Raw genomic sequence first — 18,886 nt, 5'->3', positions numbered from 1 at the left:
AGCGGCATGGCGCGCCGGCCCCTCAGCCGATGAACGGCTTACGGATTCACCATGGCGAAGAAACGCACTTCCCCCAATCGCAACGTGCAGATTGCTGACCAGATTCAGCGCGACCTTTCCGAACTCGTGAGTCGCGAGGTCAAGGACCCGCGCATCGGTCTCGTCACGATCCAGAGCGTGGAGCTCACGCCCGACTACGCGCACGCGAAGGTCTATTTCACGACGCTCACGGGCGACCCCGAGCAAACGCGGCAGGCGCTCAACCACGCGGCGGGTCACCTGCACAACCTGCTTTTCAAGCGCCTGCACATCCATACCGTGCCCACGCTGCACTTCTTCTACGACAAGACGATCGAGCAGGCCGTCGAAATGTCGCGTCTCATCGACGAGGCGAACGCGACGCGCGCGAAGGACGACTGAGCCGCGCCCGCATGACTGCATCTTCCGGAACTCCGCGGCCGAAGCTGCCGCGCCGCGCGCTCGATGGCGTGTTGCTGCTCGACAAGCCCGTGGGTCTGTCCAGCAACGACGCGCTGATTCGCGCCAAACGTCTTTTCCTCGCGAAGAAGGCGGGGCACACGGGCACGCTGGATCCGCTCGCATCGGGCCTGCTGCCGCTGTGCTTCGGCGAGGCCACCAAGTTTTCGCAAGACCTGCTCGATGCGGACAAGACCTATGAGGCCACGATGCGCCTTGGCATTCGCACGGCGACGGGCGATGCCGAAGGCGAGGTGATTGCCACGCGCGAAGTCCATTGCGACGAGGCCGCCGTGCGGCGCGCGCTCGACGGCTTTCGTGGCGAGATCGTCCAGGTGCCGCCCATGTATTCGGCGCTCAAGCGCGACGGCAAGCCACTCTACGAATACGCGCGGGCAGGGCAGGTCGTGGAGCGCGAAGGCCGGCGCGTGACGATTCATGCGCTCGACCTGATCGCCTGCGCGCTGCCCGACGTCACGTTTCGCGTGACATGCAGCAAGGGCACCTACGTGCGCACGCTGGCTGAGGATATCGGCGAAGCGCTCGGTTGCGGAGCACATCTGGTCGCGTTGCGCCGCACAGGTGTCGGCGCGTTGACACTGAAGCATGCGATCACATTGGACGCGCTCTCCGATGCACCCGAAGCTACGCGCGACGCCTGGCTGCAGCCCGTGGACGCCCTGCTCAGCACGTTCCCGGCAGTGCATCTCGATGCCGTGGCAACGAAGCGCTTTCTGCATGGCCAGCGTTTGCGCCTGGACGAACTGACGATCGACGCTGCGCTTACCGAAGCTCCCGAGACCCCGCGCGTGCGCGTATATGGCGACGACGGCCGGCTGTTGGGTGTCGCGAAGGCGCGCGACGGCGTGCTGGCGCCGGAGCGCCTCGTCGTGACGGCGGCGTCATAGGAATCGACAAAGCGAGGCGCGCAGAGCAGGAGCAAAACAAAAGGCGTTGCTGCCCACAGACCAAAGGGCAGCAACGCCTTTTTTGTTTGCCTGCGCCGCGGCGCTCAATGCGCTGCCGAAGCCGCCGCACCCGCATCGCCGCCGCCTGCACGTTCGGGCCGCGTGATCCAGATCAGCGCGATCAGCGCTACGAAAATGCCCGCCGACACGTAAAACAGATCGTTGACGCCGAGCTGCGCGGCCTGCTGCGTCACCATGTTGTTGAAGAGGCCATGCGCCTGCGGTTCGGTGAAGCCCGCGCCCTGCATTTGCCGCATCGACTGGTCGAAGACGGGATTGAACGCGTTGGCCTGCTCGGTGAGCTGGGCGTGGTGAAGGATCGTGCGATGGTCCCACGCCGTCTGGAAGATCGATGTGCCGATGCCGCCGCACATGATCCGCACGAAGTTGGAGAGGCCCGACGCCGCCGGAATGCGGTGGCCTGGCAGCCCCGACAACGTGATCGAGACGAGCGGAATGAAGAAGCCGGCCATGCCGATGCCCTGGATCAGCGTCGGCAGCGTGAGCGACCACGTGTCCACACCGGTCGTGTAGAGCGAGCGCATCCAGAAGATCAACGCGAAGATCAGGAACGACGCGGTCGCGATGTAACGCGGGTCCGTGCGCGGCAGGATCTTGCCGGTCACCGGCGAGAGCAGGATCGCGAACAGCCCCACGGGCGCCATCACGAGGCCGGCGTCCGTCGCGGTGTAGCCGATGTCCGTTTGCAGCCACAGCGGCAGCAGCACGAGGTTGCCGAAGTAGAGCCCGTAGCCCACCGAGAGCGCCACCGTGCCGCCCGTGAAATTGCGCAGGCTGAAGAGCGAGAGGTCCACCACGGGGTGATCGGCGGTCAGTTCCCACACCACGAAGAACGCGAACGCGATCACGGCGACGAGCGCAAGCACGACGATGGTCGCCGACGAAAACCAGTCGAGGTCCTTGCCCTTATCCAGCATGACCTGCAGCGAGCCCACCCACGTGACGAGCAGCGCGAGGCCGACCATGTCGATGGGCGCTTTCTTCACGATCGAATCGCGGTTGCGGAAGATCGCCCACGTCGCGAGCGCCGCCACCGTGCCCACGGGAATATTCACGTAGAAGATCCACGGCCACGAGATGTTGTCGGAGATCCAGCCGCCGAGAATCGGACCGGCCACGGGCGCGATCAGCGTCGTCATGGCCCACATCGAGAGCGCCATCGGTGCTTTCGCGCGCGGGTAGCTGGCGAGCAGGAGCGTTTGCGAGAGCGGGATCATCGGACCGGCCACGGCGCCCTGGAGCACGCGCGAAGCGAGCAGGAACGGCAGCGTGGGCGCGAGGCCGCACATCCACGACGAGATCACGAACAGCACGATCGACGCCATGAAAAGGCGCACCTGGCCGATGCGGTCCGTGAGCCAGCCCGTGAGCGGCACCGAAATGGCGTTCGCCACGGCGAAGGAGGTGATAACCCACGTGCCCTGGTCGGAGGACACGCCGAGGTCGCCGGAAATAGACGGAATCGAGACGTTCGCGATCGACGTGTCGAGCACGTTCATGAACACCGCGAGCGAGACCGCGATCGTACCGATCACGAGTTGCGCGCCGGAAAGCGGCGGGTGGGCAGCTTGTGGCTGGGACATGAGAGCATGAAGGGGCGCTTGCGCGCCCCTTTCCGATGTATGCGGGTAGGAAGTTGCCGTGCGGGCGGCTTGCCCTTACATCAGCTTCGCGGTGCGCGAGGCCATCGCCTTTTGCGCCGTGCTGGCCGTCTTGCTGTTCGCGTTCGAGCCTGCGTTTTCGGCGATGATCCGTGCGATCTCGGCATCGGCATCCGCACCGTAGTGATCGAACACGTTGGTCTGGTAGACCGTGTTCTGCGCGTTGCCGAGCTGGCCGCCGCTCTCGTCCTTGACCGTCACGTCGACCTGCATCGAGAGACCGATGCGCAGCGGATGCTTCGCGAGGTCGGCCGGATCGATTTCCACGCGCACCGGCAGGCGTTGAACCACCTTGATCCAGTTGCCCGTGGCGTTCTGCGCCGGCAGCAGCGAGAAGGCCGAGCCGGTGCCGGCCGAGAAACCCACCACCTTGCCGTGATACACCACCGACGAACCGTAGACGTCAGCCGTCATTTCCACGGGCTGGCCGATGCGCATGTGGTTCAGCTGCACTTCCTTGAAGTTCGCATCGACCCACACTGCGTTCAGCGGCACCACGGACATCAGCGGCGTGCCCGGCGACACGCGCTGGCCCACCTGCACCGAGCGCTTCGCGACGTAGCCGTCCACCGGCGCGGGCAGCACGTTGCGCGCGTTGGCGAGATACGCGTCGCGGACCTTCGCGGCCGCGGACATCACGTTCGGATGCGTCGAGATCGTGGTGTTCGCAGTGAGCGCGCGGTTCGCGGCGAGCTGCTGCTCGGCTGCGTTCAGCGCGGCCTGGGCGCTCGCGACGGCATCGCGTGCGTGCGAGATTTCTTCCTGCGAGACAGCGCCCGTCTGCGCCACCTGCATGCGGCGGTGCAGGTCGTCCTGGGCGCGCTTCAGGTCCGATTCGCGCTGCGCCACCTGGGCTTCGTACTGGCTGTCGTCGGCGAAGAGGCCGCGCACCTGGCGCACGGTCTGCGCGAGATTGGCTTCGGCCTGTTCCAGCGCGACGCGCGCATCGGCGGGGTCGAGCACGACGAGCGGGTCGCCGGCCTTCACGGTCTGCGTGTCGTCGGCCTTCACCGCGACTACGGTACCGGTCACCTGCGGCGTGATCTGCACGACGTTGCCGTTCACGTAGGCGTCGTCGGTGCTTTCGTGAAAGCGCGCGTCGAGGAAGTAGTAAAGACCGTAGGCAACTGCCGCGATCAGAATCACGACGACGAGCAGCGCCATCAGGCGCTTGCGTTTGCCGTTGGCATTGGCGGGCTGCGGGTTGGCCGCCGGTTGTTGCGGGGTGCTCATGACAGGGCTCTCCAGTGCTTTCGTGCTGTTCGTTCGATTGTTCTTTGTGGCTGTTCTTTAATTCGAGGCGGTCGCGGTTGTGCTCGCGGTGACCTTCGCTGCTGATGTTGCTGCGGGGCTTGCTGCCAATGTTGCCGGCGTTGCCGTCGCGCCTTGCTGGCCAGCCGCGGGTGTGACGGGTGGCGCGGGCGGTGCGGGCTCGGGGCTCCACGGTGCGCCGTTCGTGTTCACCGCGACGGGCGGTACGAGCCCGGCGTCCTTCGCATCGAAGCCGCCGCCCAGCGCCGTAATGAGCGCCATCTGCATGTCGCGGCGGCGCATGTTGAGGTTCGTCACCGTCTGCTCCGCGGCGAGGCGGTTCTGGTCGGCGCTCAGCACCTGCAACTGCGGCGACAACCCGGCGCGGTAGCGCACGACCGCAAGCTGCCACGCCTTCGTCGAGGCATCCAGCGCGTGCTGCGCGTCGACGAGCTGCTGGTCGGCCGAACGGATCGACGCGACCTGCGTGGCGACGTCGTTGAGCGCGTTGATGAGCGTCTGGTCGTAGTTGGCGACGTCCAGATCGAAGTCGGCATAGCGGCCTTTCAGCTGGGCACGCAGGGCGCCCGCGTCGAAGATCGGCAGATGGATCGCCGGGCCCGCCTGGATCTGGCGGCTCGAAGCGTGCAGAAAGCGGCCCCAGCCGAACGCATCGAAGCCGAAGCCGGCAGCGAGGTTGATGTCCGGGAAGAACTCGGCCTTCGCTTCCTTCACGTCGTGCGTGGCGGCTTCCACTTGCCAGCGCGCGGCGACGATGTCGGGCCGGCGCGCGATCAGATCGGCGGGCAGGTTGTCGGGCAGCGTGATGTTGGCGAGCGGATTCAGCGTGGGCTGCGCGATCTGCAGGCCGCGGTCCGGCCCCTTGCCGAGCAGGGCGCCCAACTGGTAGCGCACGGCCTGGATCTGGCCGTCGAGGTCGCTCAGGTTGGCCCGACTCGTCGCGATATTGCCGTTCGCCGTCTCGCGCTCCACGTTGGTGTCGAGCCCGGCCGTCACGCGCTGGTTCGTGATCGTGCCGATGGTCTTGCGGTTGTCGATCTCGCGTGCCGCGATGTCGCGCAACGCGTAGAGCTGGGCAAGCTGGTTGTAGGTGCGCGCGACGGAGGAGGCGAGCGTGATGCGCGTCTGCTGCATATCGGCTTCAGCCGCCTTTTCCTGCGAGACGGCCTGACCGAGCCGCTGGCGGTTCTTGCCCCAGACGTCGAGTTCCCACGAGGCGCTGGCGAGCACGTTGTTCTCGCTATACCAGTTGCCGCCGTACGGAGGCGGGTAGAGCCCGTTGCCGGAAAGCAGCTCGCGCGTCCACGAATAGCTGCCTTCCACCTTGGGGTAGAGATTCGACTTCGAGCTTTCGATGTACGACTGCGCCTTCGCGAGCCGCGCCTGCGCCTGCGCGATGGTGGGGTTGCCCGCCAGCGCTTCGTCGATCAGCGCAGACAGTTGCGGGTCGCCGAACTGCCTCGCCCAGTCGAGCGTGGGCCATTGCCCGCCCTGAGCCGGGATGCTTTGCGAGGACTCGTACTGCGTGGAATCGGCGATCGCCTTGTCGCTCTTGATGCCGAAGTAGTTCGCGCAGCCGGAGAAGGCGAGCGCCGTCGCCGCGGCCGCCACGGCAAGGGCGATGCGCCGGTACGACGGCGTGGGCGCAGACAGGGATGAGGGTTTCATTGCGCGTCTCGTTGCCTGAAAGGTGTCGGTGTGTGTGTCCGTAATGCTGGACGGTGCAGCTAATTTGATCAGCTGTTCTTCTTCAACTGCTTGCCAGGTCACGCATTGTCGGCGGCGTTGCAACTGCAGGCATTGCCGAGAATGCGCCGCAACATGCTCTTCAGAAAACCGATTTCCTCCGGCGAGAGGCCGGCGGTAAGCCGGTCGATCACACCCGAGAAGATGGCCGGCATGCGCCGCGCGAGCGCGAGACCTTCCGGCGTGAGCGCGAGCCGCACGGCACGCCGGTCTTCGGAGCTGCGCACCCGCTCGAGCAGCCCGCGCTTCTCCAGCCGGTCCACGAGGCGCGTGACCGCGCTCGCGTCGATGCCGTACTCGCGTGCGAGTTCAGCCGCCAGCACGCACTTGCCGCTTGCCACCATGAACAGCACGCTCGCCTGCTGGCTCGTGATACCCAGCTCCGCCATGGTGCGCTGATTGACCAGGTTCGACATGCTCGATTTCACCCGGGCGAGCAGATAGCCGACGCTCTCGCCGAACTGGTAGTTGAGCAGGTCCGATGAAGCGGCGGCGGCCTGCGGCGGCTGTGAAGCTGGAGTGGGATCGGCCATGATTCTCGTGCGACTGCAATGGTTGACCAGGCAGGCATTATAGGGGCGGTTAATTGACGCGGCAAGTGTTTTCTCAGCTTAGGCAGGGAATCGATGGATTGCTAGCGGATTACTCCCTGCGGGCTTGCCGTGTCGTCCGTCCGTAGTCGTTGAATTGCCTGTGGAATTGCGGCTTGCGCGTCGTTCGAGGCGTTCTCCTTATGACCCTTATCAATTTGTTCACGTGAACGTGCTAGAATTTTGGGTTCCCAAGAGTGCGCTCTGTGCCGGTTCGGATTCGCCGAGCCGGTTTTGCCTCGCCCGTCGCCCCGCGGCCTTCCCGGTCCCGGCTTTTTGCGACAGCAGGCGTCGGTAGTCGGCATTGCCGCAAGGAATCGTCTGGCGCACTCCAACTGTTCCCAGGTTTCTATGTCCCGCGCCCTTCGCAATATCGCCATCATCGCCCACGTCGACCACGGCAAGACCACGCTCGTCGACCAGCTGCTCCGCCAGTCCGGCACGTTCCGCGAAAACCAGCAGATCGCCGAACGCGTGATGGACTCCAATGACATCGAGCGGGAGCGCGGCATCACGATTCTCGCCAAGAACTGCGCCGTCGAATACGAAGGCACGCACATCAACATCGTCGACACGCCGGGCCACGCGGACTTCGGCGGCGAAGTGGAGCGCGTGCTCTCGATGGTGGATTCGGTGCTGCTGCTCGTGGACGCCGTGGAAGGCCCGATGCCGCAGACGCGCTTCGTCACGAAGAAGGCACTCGCGCTGGGCCTCAAGCCCATCGTCGTGGTGAACAAGATCGACCGGCCGGGCGCGCGCATCGACTGGGTGATCAACCAGACTTTCGAACTCTTCGACAAGCTCGGCGCCACCGAAGAGCAGCTCGACTTCCCGGTGGTCTACGCATCGGGCCTGAACGGCTATGCCGGGCTCGATCCGAGCGTGCGCGAAGGCGATATGCGACCGCTCTTCGACGCCATTCTCGAACACGTGCCGGTGCGCCCGGCCGATCCGGATGCGCCGCTGCAGCTCCAGATCACGTCGCTCGACTACTCGACCTACGTTGGCCGTATCGGCGTGGGCCGTATCAGCCGCGGTCGCATCAAGCCGGGCCAGCAGGTCGCGCTGCGCTTCGGCCCGGAAGGCGAGGTGCTCACGCGCAAGATCAACCAGGTGCTGTCGTTCAGCGGCCTCGAGCGCGTGCAGGTGGAGTCGGCCGAAGCCGGCGACATCGTGCTGATCAACGGTATTGAAGACATCGGCATCGGCGCCACGATCTGCGCGCTCGATACGCCCGAAGCGCTGCCCATGATCACCGTGGACGAGCCGACGCTCACCATGAACTTCCTCGTCAATTCCTCGCCGCTCGCGGGCAAGGAAGGCAAGTTCGTGACGAGCCGCCAGATTCGCGACCGCCTGATGAAGGAGCTGAACCACAATGTGGCGCTGCGCGTGAAGGACACCGGCGACGAAACCGTGTTCGAAGTCTCCGGCCGCGGCGAGCTGCACCTCACGATCCTGATCGAAAACATGCGCCGCGAAGGCTACGAGCTGGCCGTTTCGCGCCCGCGCGTGGTGCTGCACGAAGTGGACGGCGTGAAGCACGAGCCGTACGAGCTCCTCACGGTGGACGTGGAAGATTCGCATCAGGGCGGCGTGATGGAAGAGCTGGGCCGCCGCAAGGGTGAAATGCTCGACATGGCGTCGGACGGCCGCGGCCGCACGCGTCTGGAGTACCGCATTCCGGCGCGGGGCCTGATCGGCTTCCAGAGCGAATTCATGACGCTCACGCGCGGCACGGGCCTGATGAGCCACGTGTTCGACGAGTACGCCCCCGTGAAGGAAGGCTCGCTCGGCGAGCGCCGCAACGGCGTGCTGATCTCGCAGGACGACGGCGCGGCCGTCGCCTATGCGCTGTGGAAGCTCCAGGATCGCGGCCGCATGTTCGTGAAGCCCGGCGACGCGCTCTACGAGGGCATGATCATCGGCATCCATAGCCGCGACAACGATCTCGTCGTGAACCCGATCAAGGGCAAGCAGCTCACGAACGTGCGCGCCTCGGGCACGGACGAAGCGGTGCGCCTCGTGCCGCCCATCCAGATGTCGCTCGAGTACGCGGTCGAATTCATCGACGACGATGAACTCGTGGAAGTGACGCCGCAGTCCATCCGCCTGCGCAAGCGCCACCTGAAGGAGCACGAGCGCCGCCGCGCGAGCCGCGAAGCCGCGGTCGACTGAAGCGCCGCACCGCTTTCGGTGATTCGCTGGAAACAAACGGCAAAGCCGCCTTCGGGCGGCTTTTTTTCATGGTTCAGAAAGCGTCGGCCGATGCCGTTAATTGGACGTCGACGAGATGTCGATGGGATGTTGAGGAACATTGCTTTGCATTGCACCACGCGCTGCAAAGCAATGTTGCGAATACCGAAAAGTGCTGATGCGACAGGCGTTTGCGGCGTATCTCGCGGCTATTGGACGCATCCGATCTGTGCTATGCTCCGCGGATGCCAGTTTTAGGTCCTTCCAAGCAAGACTTGATTCGCGCAATCCGCTAAACGGTCAGGCCGTGTCGCGGAAGGTTGAGTAACCCGCTATTTCTCGAGAAACTCGAAGAAAGGTGAGCGTAAAAATGATGAAGCAATTCCAGCTGAACTCGTATCTGTTCGGCGGCAATGCTCCGTACGTCGAAGAATTGTACGAAGCATATCTCGATAATCCGGCGTCAGTGCCCGAGAACTGGCGTGAATACTTCGATGCGCTACAGAACGTTCCCGCATCGGATGGCACATCGGCAAGCGACGTCGCCCACGGTCCCATCGTCGAGTCGTTTGCGCAGCGCGCGAAGGCCAATGCCTTCATCCCGCGCGAAGGCGGCGAAAACCTCGCCACGGCCCGCAAGCAGGTCCACGTCCAGACCCTCATCAGCGCCTATCGCTTCCTCGGCTCGCAATGGGCCAATCTCGATCCCCTGAAGCGTCGCGAGCGTCCCTCCATTCCCGAGCTCGAACCCGCGTTCTACGACTTCACCGAAGCGGACCTCGATCAGACCTACAGCGCAAGCAATCTGTACTTCGGCTTCGAGCAGGCGTCGCTGCGCGAGATCGTCAAGGGTCTGCGCGACACGTACTGCGGCACGATCGGCGCTGAGTTCATGTACATCAGCGACCCGGAACAGAAGCGCTGGTGGCAGGAGCGCCTCGAATCGATCCGCGCTACGCCGAATTTCACCGCCGACAAGAAGAAGCACATCCTGCAGCGCCTGACGGCCGGCGAAGGCCTCGAGCGCTATCTGCACACCAAGTACGTCGGCCAGAAGCGCTTCTCGCTGGAAGGCGGCGAGAGCTTCATCGCCTCGATGGACGAAGTGGTGCGCCACGGGGGCGCCAAGGGCGTGCAGGAAATCGTGATCGGCATGGCCCACCGCGGCCGTCTGAACGTGCTCGTGAACACGCTCGGCAAGATGCCGGCTGACCTCTTCGCCGAATTCGAAGGCAAGCACGTCGACGACCTGCCGGCAGGCGACGTCAAGTACCACAAGGGCTTCTCGTCGGACGTCGCCACCGAAGGCGGCCCGGTCCACCTGTCGCTCGCGTTCAACCCGTCGCACCTCGAAATCGTCAACCCGGTGGTGGAAGGCTCGGCCAAGGCCCGCATGGACCGCCGCGGCGACGACGCCGGCCTCCAGGTGCTGCCGGTGCAGATCCACGGCGACGCGGCCTTCGCGGGCCAGGGCGTCGTGATGGAAACGCTGAACCTCGCGCAAACGCGCGGCTACGGCACGCACGGCACGCTGCACATCGTCATCAACAACCAGATCGGCTTCACGACGTCGGACCCGCGCGATGCGCGCTCCACGCTGTATTGCACCGACGTGGTGAAGATGATCGAGGCGCCGGTGCTCCACGTGAACGGCGACGACCCGGAAGCGGTCGTGCTCGCCACGCAGATCGCCATCGACTACCGCATGCAGTTCCACAAGGATGTCGTGATCGACATCGTGTGCTTCCGCAAGCTGGGTCACAACGAGCAGGACACGCCGGCTGTCACGCAGCCGCTGATGTACAAGAAGATCGCGCAGCACCCGGGCACCCGTGCGCTGTACGCCGAGAAGCTCGTGCAGCAGGGCGTGATTGGCGCCGACGACGCGGACGCCTACGTGAAGGCCTACCGCAAGGCCATGGACGACGGCCACCACACGGTCGACCCCGTGCTCTCGAACTACAAGAGCAAGTACGCGGTGGACTGGGTGCCGTTCCTGAACCGCAAGTGGACCGACGCGGCCGACACGGCTGTGCCGCTCGCCGAACTGAAGCGCCTCGGCGAACGCATCACGACGATTCCGGAGAACTTCAAGGTTCACCCGCTCGTCGAGCGCGTGATCAACGACCGTCGCGCCATGGGCCGCGGCGAAGCAGCGCTCGACTGGGGCATGGGCGAACACCTCGCATACGCGTCGCTCGTCGCTTCGGGCTACGCCGTGCGCCTCACGGGCCAGGACTCGGGCCGCGGCACGTTCACACACCGCCATGCCGTGCTGCATGACCAGAACCGCGAACGCTGGAACGACGGCACGTACATCCCGCTGCAGAACATCGCCGAAGGCCAGGCGAAGTTCACGGTGATCGACTCGGTGCTTTCCGAAGAAGCGGTGCTCGGCTTCGAGTACGGCTATTCGACTGCCGAGCCGAACACGCTCGTGGCATGGGAAGGCCAGTTCGGCGACTTCGCCAACGGCGCGCAGGTCGTGATCGACCAGTTCATCTCGTCGGGCGAAGTGAAGTGGGGCCGCGTGTCGGGTCTCACGATGCTGCTGCCGCACGGCTATGAAGGCCAGGGTCCGGAGCACTCGTCGGCGCGTATCGAGCGCTATCTGCAACTGTGCGCCGAGCACAACATGCAGGTCGTGCAGCCCACCACGCCGGCGCAGATCTTCCACCTGCTGCGCCGCCAGATGATCCGCCTCTTCCGCAAGCCGCTCATCGTCTTCACGCCGAAGTCGCTGCTGCGCCACAAGGAAGCCGTGTCGGACCTGTCCGAACTCGCGAAGGGCACGTTCCAGCCCGTGATCGGCGAAACCGATGCCTCCATCGATGCGAAGAAGGTCAAGCGCGTCGTGGTCTGCTCGGGCCGCGTGTACTACGACCTCGTCGCGCATCGCCGCGAAGCGAAGGCGGGTGACGTCGCGATCGTCCGTATCGAGCAGCTCTATCCGTTCGCGCACAAGCAGTTCGAAGCGGAAATCAAGAAGTACGACAACGCGACGGAAGTGGTGTGGGTGCAGGACGAGCCGCAGAATCAGGGCCCGTGGTTCTACATCGAGCACCACCTCAAGGAAGGCATGAGGGACGGCATGAAGCTCGCGTACAGCGGCCGTCCGGCTTCGGCTTCGCCGGCTGTGGGCTACTACGCGAAGCACTACGAGCAGCAGAAGGCGCTCATCGAAGGCGCCTTCGGCCGGCTCAAGAGCGCGTCCATCGCGAAATAAAGATTGAGCGGACCGGGAAAGCGTGCAGGCGCTTTCCCGCGCTTCGTTGCGCGCTTCATCCCGCGCATTGCCCGCCCGGTCCGCCGTACACGACATACACGTATTCAGGAAAATCACATGGCTATTGTTGAAGTCAAGGTTCCCCAGCTTTCCGAGTCGGTTTCGGAAGCCACCATGCTGCAGTGGAAGAAGAAGCCGGGCGAAGCCGTTGCCCAGGACGAAATCCTCATCGAGCTCGAAACCGACAAGGTCGTGCTCGAAGTGCCGGCGCCCGCTGCCGGCGTGCTCGCGCAGATCGTCAAGAACGACGGCGACACCGTGGTGGCCGATGAAGTCATCGCGAAGATCGACACCGAAGGCAAGGCAGGCGCCGCGGCAGTGGAAGCCGAAGTGAAACCGGCACCGGCCGCTACGGCTGCCGCTCCGGCCGCCGCGCAACCCGCGGCTGCTGCCACGGCATCGTCGAGCGCTGTTGCCTCGCCCGCCGCGGCGAAGTTGATGGCCGAGAAGAGCCTCGCCGCAGGCGACGTGGCCGGTACCGGCCGCGACGGCCGCATCACGAAGGGCGACGTGCTTGGCGCGGGCGCGCCGGCCGCCAAGGCGGCACCGGCTGCCGCACCCGCTGCGCCCGCAGCGCGTCAGGCGAAGCCCTCGCTGCCCGACGTCAAGTCGCCGGCATCGGCCGAAACGTGGCTCAACAACCGTCCGGAGCAGCGCGTGCCGATGTCGCGCCTGCGCGCGCGTATTGCGGAGCGTCTGCTCGAGTCGCAGCAAACCAACGCCATCCTGACCACGTTCAACGAGGTCAACATGGCGCCGGTCATGGACCTGCGCAACAAGTACAAGGACAAGTTCGAGAAGGAACACGGCGTGAAGCTGGGCTTCATGTCGTTCTTCGTGAAGGCGGCTGTGCACGCGCTCAAGAAGTTCCCGCTCGTGAACGCGTCGATCGACGGTAACGACATCGTCTATCACGGCTACTTCGACATCGGTATCGCCGTGGGCTCGCCGCGCGGTCTCGTGGTGCCTATCCTGCGCAACGCCGACCAGATGAGCCTTGCCGACATCGAGAAGAAGATTGCCGAGTTCGGCCAGAAGGCGAAGGACGGCAAGCTCTCCATCGAGGAAATGACGGGCGGTACGTTCTCGATCTCGAACGGCGGCGTGTTCGGTTCGATGCTCTCCACCCCGATCATCAACCCGCCGCAATCGGCGATTCTCGGCGTGCACGCCACCAAGGAACGGGCGGTGGTGGAGAACGGCCAGATCGTGATCCGTCCGATGAACTATCTGGCGCTCTCGTACGACCACCGGATCATCGACGGCCGCGAAGCGGTGCTCTCGCTCGTCGCCATGAAGGATGCGCTGGAAGATCCGGCTCGCCTGCTGCTCGACCTGTAATCGCCTGCATTGACTGCATCGAAGCGCCCGGTGCGCCGCAAGGCGCCGCGGGCGCGTCCATGACGCACCGAACGGACGTGATGGGCGCGCCCCGCGCAAGGCGCTTCATATCGAAAGGATTCTTATGTCCAAGGAATTTGACGTCGTCGTGATCGGTGCCGGTCCCGGCGGCTATATCGCCGCGATTCGCGCCGCCCAGCTCGGCAAGACGGTTGCGTGCATCGAGAAGTGGAAGAACCCCGCCGGCGCGTTGAAGCTCGGCGGTACGTGCCTGAACGTGGGCTGCATTCCGTCGAAGGCGCTGCTCGCGTCGTCGGAAGAATTCGAGAACGCCCAGCATCACCTTGTCGACCACGGCATCAGCGTGTCGGACGTCAAGATCGACGTCACGAAGATGATGGCCCGCAAGGAAGGCATCGTCGAAAAGATGACGAAGGGCATCGAGTTCCTGTTCCGCAAGAACAAGATCACGTGGCTCAAGGGCCACGGCAAGTTCACGGGCCGCACCGACGCCGGCGTGCAGATCGAAGTGAGCGGCGAAGGCGAAACCGAAGTGGTCACGGCGAAGAACGTGATCATCGCCACGGGTTCGAAGGCGCGCCACCTGCCGAACGTGCCGGTGGACAACAAGATCGTGGCCGACAACGAAGGCGCGCTCTCGTTCGAGGCCGTGCCGAAGAAGCTCGCCGTGATCGGCGCGGGCGTGATCGGCCTCGAACTGGGTTCGGTGTGGCGGCGTCTGGGCGCGGAAGTGACTGTGCTCGAAGCGCTGCCCGAATTCCTCGCGGCTGCCGACCAGGCGCTCGCCAAGGAAGCGGCCAAGCAGTTCAAGAAGCAGGGTCTCGACATTCATCTCAGCGTGAAGATCGGCGAAGTGAAGGCGACGGCCAAGGGCGTCACCATCGCCTACGCGGACAAGGACGGCAACGCGCAGACGCTCGAAGCCGACCGCCTGATCGTCTCGATCGGCCGCGTGCCGAACACGGACAACCTCGGTCTCGAAGCCATCGGCCTCAAGACGAACGAGCGCGGCTTCATCGACGTGGATGCGCACTGCGCGACGTCCGTGCCGAACGTGTACGCGATCGGCGACGTGGTGCGCGGCCCGATGCTCGCGCACAAGGCCGAAGACGAAGGCGTGCTGGTGGCCGAAGTGATCGACGGCCAGAAGCCGCACATCGACTACAACTGCATTCCGTGGGTGATCTACACCGAGCCGGAGATCGCGTGGGTCGGCAAGACGGAGCAGCAGCTGAAGGCCGAAGGCCGCGAGATCAAGACGGGCCAGTTCCCGTTCCTCGCCAACGGCCGCGCGCTCGGCATCAACAAGGCGGACGGTTTCGTCAAGATGATCGCCGACGCGAAGACCGACGAGCTGCTCGGCGTGCACATCATCTCGGCCAACGCGTCGGACCTGATCGCCGAAGCCGTGGTCGCGATGGAGTTCAAGGCGGCGTCCGAAGATATCGGCCGCATCTGCCATCCGCACCCGTCGCTCTCCGAAGTGATGCGCGAAGCGGCGCTCGCCGTCGACAAGCGCGCGCTGAACATGTAATGACGCCGGCCGCTTCAAACCGGCTTCAAGCCGGCCGCTTGAAGTCGGCTGCATGAAACCGGTCTCATAAAGCAGGCTACGAAGGCGGGCAGGGTGCGAATCCCTCCCGCCTTCTTTCTTACCGTTGCACGATGAACGTCACCGAGTACTACGAAAACGAACTGCGGACGCGCGGTTACCAGTCGGACGCTGCCCAGCGTGCCGCCGTGGACCGTCTGCAGCGGTGCTATGAAGAGTGGGTCGCCTACAAGGCGCGCCGCTCGAACGCTTTCAAGAAGCTCATCATCCATCCGGACTTGCCGCGCGGCGTGTACATGTGGGGCGGCGTGGGGCGGGGCAAGAGCTTTCTCATGGACAGCTTCTATGCCGTGGTGCCCGTGCAGCGCAAGACGCGTCTGCATTTTCACGAGTTCATGCGCGAAGTGCACCGCGAACTCGAAGAACTGAAGGGCCAGGCCGATCCGCTCGATGAACTCGCGCGTCGTATCGCGCGGCGCTACCGGCTCATCTGCTTCGACGAATTTCACGTCTCCGACATCGCGGACGCGATGATCCTGTACCGTCTGCTCGACCGGCTCTTCACGAACGGCGTGCAGTTCGTGATGACCTCCAACTACGCACCCGATACGCTGTACCCCGACGGATTGCATCGCGACCGCATGCTGCCCGCCATCGAGCTCATCAAGGCGAAGCTCGACGTGATCAACGTGGATGCGGGCGTGGACTACCGGCAGCGCACGCTCGCCCAGGTGCAGGTCTATCACACGCCGCTCGGTGCGGCGGCAGACCGCGCGTTGCGCCACGCTTACGGCGAACTCGCTGCGGTGCCTGACGAAAGCCCGATCCTGCACATCGAAAAGCGCGAGCTCAAGGCGCTGCGCCGCGCGGACGGCGTCGTATGGTTCGACTTCGCGACGCTATGCGGCGGCCCGCGCTCGCAGAACGACTACCTCGAACTGGCGAGCCGCTTTCATGCGGTGATTCTTTCCGACGTGCCGCAGATGACGCCGCGCATGGCCTCCGAAGCACGCCGCTTCACGTGGCTCATCGACGTGTTCTACGACCACAAGGTGAAGCTCTTGATGTCGGCCGCCGTGAGGGCCGAGGAACTCTACATCGAAGGCCCGATGGCCAACGAATTTACGCGCACCGTGTCGCGTATCGTGGAGATGCAATCGAAGGAATATCTCGACACGCCGCGCCGGCTTGTCGATACGTCGCTCACCTGAACGCGTGAACTCGCGAGTTCACGCTGAGCGCAGTCAGGCATTACGCGAAGAAGGTTGCGGGCCTTGCACCCGCAACCTTGCGTGACGCGATCCCTTCCAGCTTATTGCTGCCGGACCCACGTCTGCGAGCGCCCGAGCAGCGACACGCCGATATAGCCGCGCACCACGAGCTTCTGCCCACCGTCCTCGAGGTGCATCTTGCACTTGTAGACTTTGCCGTTCTCGGGGTCCAGGATACGGCCGCCGTCCCACTTGTCACCGTCCTTCTTCAGGTCGTTGAGGATCGTCATGCCGAGAATCAGCTGGTTCTTGCGCGAGTCAGTGCATTCGGTGCAGCGGCGGTCGGGCGAATCGGCGGGGTTGAGTCCCTTGATCACCTTGCCCGACAGCGTGCCGTCGCCGTCCTGCGTAATCTGCACGAGCGCCTTGGGCTGACCCGTGTGATCGTCGATGGTTTGCCAGACACCGACGGGGGTGTCGGTCTGCGCCATGGCGGTGATGGCGCCGGTAAGCAAAACGCCTGCAAGCGCGGCCTGCCGGATGGTGTTGAGCGCGACGGAGCGCGCACGTTGGGTCATGCGGATCATTGTCTTCCTCCTGAGTAAGAGTCGTCGCGAATGCCCGCCATGAGAGGTGTTTGAGGGTGCTTCGGGCGGCGGGTTTCGCGCGGCGTCGTATGCATCGACAGGCGACGCCTTGCCTGTTTCCAGCGACCGGTTATCGATCGTTCGATCGCAAACCGAAAGGGCAGGATACGTGAAAGCGCGCCGCGCGTTTGCGAGTAAAACCTCTAGTCGCAGGCACTCGCGGCGCGCATTCAGTTGAGCTGATAAGAGAACGTCGCGTTGATGCGCGGGCTGCGCGAAGCGCTTTCCACGGGCGCGTCGCCCACGGCTTTCGCGACCGAAAGATCGAGGCTGTAGTACTTCGCGTCGGAGATGCGAAAGCCGAATGCAACCGAGGCAAGCCGCGACGGCTGCGGCGTGCCCGCATGCAGGTAGACGCGCGCCGTGTCGACCGACACGTACGGCGTGATCGTGCGCAGATACGTGAAGCCTGGCGTGAACGCACGATTGATCTCGAACGAAACGGCCCAGCCCGAATCGCCCGATGCCTCGCCCGGTTCATAGCCCTGCGCGAAACGCTGCGCGCCGAACGAGATCTGCTCGGAGGTGGGCAACGTGTCGGGGCTGTACTGTCCCGTCGCGGAAATGGCGGTGCCGATCTTGAACGGCCACTCGTTGGTCTGCGAAAAGCTCGCACCGGTCCGCACGAACTGCAGCGACACGGGGTTCTGCTGCACGAGACCCGGCAGGTTCGTATCGACGGACTTCGACGCGCCCAATATGTCGAACGCCTTCGCCACGTTGATGCTCGCCTTGCGCACCTGGCCCGTCTGCACGCCCGTGTAGTCGGCCTGGAGCTGCAGCACGCGCACCTGCGAGCGCAGCCCGTACTGCGCGCCGTTGAGGGTGTTGTGATAACGGTCTTCGTCGTGCGAGGCGTAGGCGCTTACGGTGCCCACCACGCTGCGCGTATTGCTCAGCAGCAGCGGATACGCAAGCGAGCCGCCCAGCTTTTCGTTGATCACCGTGCGCTCCACATACGACGGCAGCCCCGGATTGTCGACGGGATTGCCGCGATAGTGCGAGGCATCGATCTTCGCGATGAGCCCGTCGCTGCCCACCGGCACCGCACCGTGCGCGGCGATGTAGGTCTGGTGATCGCGGCCCTTGGGCAGCAGCGCGGACACGCTCAACTGCTCGCCGAGCGAAGTGAGCCCGTTCTCCGTGGCCGTGACGAGGCCTTGCACGCCGGGATGATTGAAGTCGATGCCCGTGCTCAGATCGACAGGCTTGCGGTCCACCTTCAATTCGAGCGCCGTGGCGCCATCGGTGTTCTGCGGCGGCGGCACGTTGGCCGCCACCTTCACGCCGGGCAACAGACCGAGCACGTTGATGTAGCGTTCGAAGGTGGCAAGGCGCAGCGGCCGGTCGGCGCGGATGTGCTCCGCGATTGCGCGGATCTTGCCTTCCACGTTGCCAGGCTTGCCCGTGACCTTCACCTCGGACACATAGCCCTCCACGACGGTCACGCGCACCACGCCGTTCTCGAACGTCTGCGCGGGCACGAACGCGAACGAGAGCGCATAGCCGCGTTCCTGATAGAGCTTCGTGACGCCGTTGGCTACCTCGATCAACTCGCCGATCGTGATGTCGTGATTCACGAGCGGCGTGAAGCGCTTTGCCACATCGTCGAATGGAATCGACTTCACGCCTTCCACCTGGAAGCGCGTGGGCGTGAGATGCCGCGCGAGCAGCTGCTGCAATTGCGGCGCCTGCGGCTGAACCTGCACGGTGACGTTGGGCGCCTTCTGCGGTGCATTGATCTGCGGCAGGGCGTCAAGCGGATTGCCGCCAGCAGCGGCGGGGCGGCTCTGCGCGTGGGCGACACTGGTGGCAAGCGCCGTCAGCGCGATCGTCCAGATCGCGTACCGGTTGCAGGGGTTGCAGGGGTTGCAGCGGTTGTATCCGTTGTTCATCG

The 18,886-nt window shown here is 64.6% G+C and carries 13 protein-coding genes; 7 read left to right on the top strand and 6 right to left on the bottom strand.

The features are described 5' to 3' along the window. The first annotated feature begins 51 nt into the window (after positions 1 to 51). Entirely contained in the window at positions 52 to 420 is a 369-nt protein-coding gene (gene rbfA / locus P2869_RS09810) for a 30S ribosome-binding factor RbfA (RefSeq protein WP_042299160.1), read from the top strand. A gap of 11 nt (positions 421 to 431) precedes the next feature. Beyond that, positions 432 to 1,385, top strand: coding sequence for a tRNA pseudouridine(55) synthase TruB (gene truB, locus P2869_RS09805; RefSeq protein WP_277596332.1), 954 nt, complete (start codon positions 432 to 434; stop codon positions 1,383 to 1,385). A 104-nt stretch (positions 1,386 to 1,489) separates the two neighbouring features. Here the strand turns inward: truB and P2869_RS09800 are convergent, their stop codons facing one another. The 4 genes from P2869_RS09800 to P2869_RS09785 form a co-directional block, all read right to left on the bottom strand. Next, positions 1,490 to 3,049 (bottom strand): DHA2 family efflux MFS transporter permease subunit, encoded by a 1,560-nt coding sequence (locus P2869_RS09800; RefSeq protein ID WP_126876257.1) that lies wholly within the window; start codon positions 3,047 to 3,049, stop codon positions 1,490 to 1,492. A 75-nt stretch (positions 3,050 to 3,124) separates the two neighbouring features. Continuing rightward, positions 3,125 to 4,360, bottom strand: coding sequence for an EmrA/EmrK family multidrug efflux transporter periplasmic adaptor subunit (locus P2869_RS09795; RefSeq protein ID WP_017776550.1), 1,236 nt, complete (start codon positions 4,358 to 4,360; stop codon positions 3,125 to 3,127). A gap of 57 nt (positions 4,361 to 4,417) precedes the next feature. Beyond that, positions 4,418 to 6,067: an efflux transporter outer membrane subunit gene (locus P2869_RS09790; protein ID WP_277596331.1), complete on the bottom strand. Its 1,650-nt coding sequence runs from the start codon at positions 6,065 to 6,067 to the stop codon at positions 4,418 to 4,420. A gap of 98 nt (positions 6,068 to 6,165) precedes the next feature. Continuing rightward, positions 6,166 to 6,678 carry a MarR family winged helix-turn-helix transcriptional regulator gene (locus P2869_RS09785; RefSeq protein WP_017776552.1) on the bottom strand — a complete coding sequence of 171 codons (513 nt, stop codon included), beginning with the start codon at positions 6,676 to 6,678 and terminating at the stop codon, positions 6,166 to 6,168. Between the two features lie 408 nt (positions 6,679 to 7,086). On the opposite strand from P2869_RS09785, the gene typA reads away from it, so the two are divergent. The 5 genes from typA to zapE all read left to right on the top strand — a co-directional run bounded on the left by typA (position 7,087) and on the right by zapE (position 16,342). Further along, positions 7,087 to 8,913, top strand: coding sequence for a translational GTPase TypA (gene typA / locus P2869_RS09780; RefSeq protein WP_017776553.1), 1,827 nt, complete (start codon positions 7,087 to 7,089; stop codon positions 8,911 to 8,913). 388 nt (positions 8,914 to 9,301) lie between these two features. Continuing rightward, positions 9,302 to 12,157 (top strand): 2-oxoglutarate dehydrogenase E1 component, encoded by a 2,856-nt coding sequence (locus tag P2869_RS09775; protein ID WP_017776554.1) that lies wholly within the window; start codon positions 9,302 to 9,304, stop codon positions 12,155 to 12,157. A gap of 117 nt (positions 12,158 to 12,274) precedes the next feature. Continuing rightward, positions 12,275 to 13,558 carry a 2-oxoglutarate dehydrogenase complex dihydrolipoyllysine-residue succinyltransferase gene (odhB, locus tag P2869_RS09770; protein ID WP_126876260.1) on the top strand — a complete coding sequence of 428 codons (1,284 nt, stop codon included), beginning with the start codon at positions 12,275 to 12,277 and terminating at the stop codon, positions 13,556 to 13,558. A gap of 124 nt (positions 13,559 to 13,682) precedes the next feature. Next, the gene (lpdA, locus tag P2869_RS09765; protein ID WP_199539875.1) at positions 13,683 to 15,113 is read left to right on the top strand and encodes a dihydrolipoyl dehydrogenase; all 1,431 of its coding nucleotides are present in this window, start codon (positions 13,683 to 13,685) and stop codon (positions 15,111 to 15,113) included. A gap of 131 nt (positions 15,114 to 15,244) precedes the next feature. Next, positions 15,245 to 16,342 (top strand): cell division protein ZapE, encoded by a 1,098-nt coding sequence (zapE, locus tag P2869_RS09760; RefSeq protein WP_017776557.1) that lies wholly within the window; start codon positions 15,245 to 15,247, stop codon positions 16,340 to 16,342. Positions 16,343 to 16,443: 101 nt separating this feature from the next. On the opposite strand, the gene P2869_RS09755 is transcribed toward zapE, so the two are convergent. Both P2869_RS09755 and P2869_RS09750 read right to left on the bottom strand, forming a co-directional pair. Further along, positions 16,444 to 16,929: a DUF2147 domain-containing protein gene (locus P2869_RS09755; RefSeq protein WP_199539876.1), complete on the bottom strand. Its 486-nt coding sequence runs from the start codon at positions 16,927 to 16,929 to the stop codon at positions 16,444 to 16,446. Between the two features lie 230 nt (positions 16,930 to 17,159). Next, positions 17,160 to 18,884 (bottom strand): POTRA domain-containing protein, encoded by a 1,725-nt coding sequence (locus tag P2869_RS09750; RefSeq protein WP_277596330.1) that lies wholly within the window; start codon positions 18,882 to 18,884, stop codon positions 17,160 to 17,162. Positions 18,885 to 18,886 lie beyond the last annotated feature (2 nt).

The organism is Paraburkholderia sp. SUR17, assembly GCF_029536165.1.
In the GTDB taxonomy this organism is placed as follows: Bacteria; Pseudomonadota; Gammaproteobacteria; order Burkholderiales; family Burkholderiaceae; genus Paraburkholderia; species Paraburkholderia kururiensis.
This window is presented reverse-complemented; position numbering and strand designations above follow the sequence as displayed.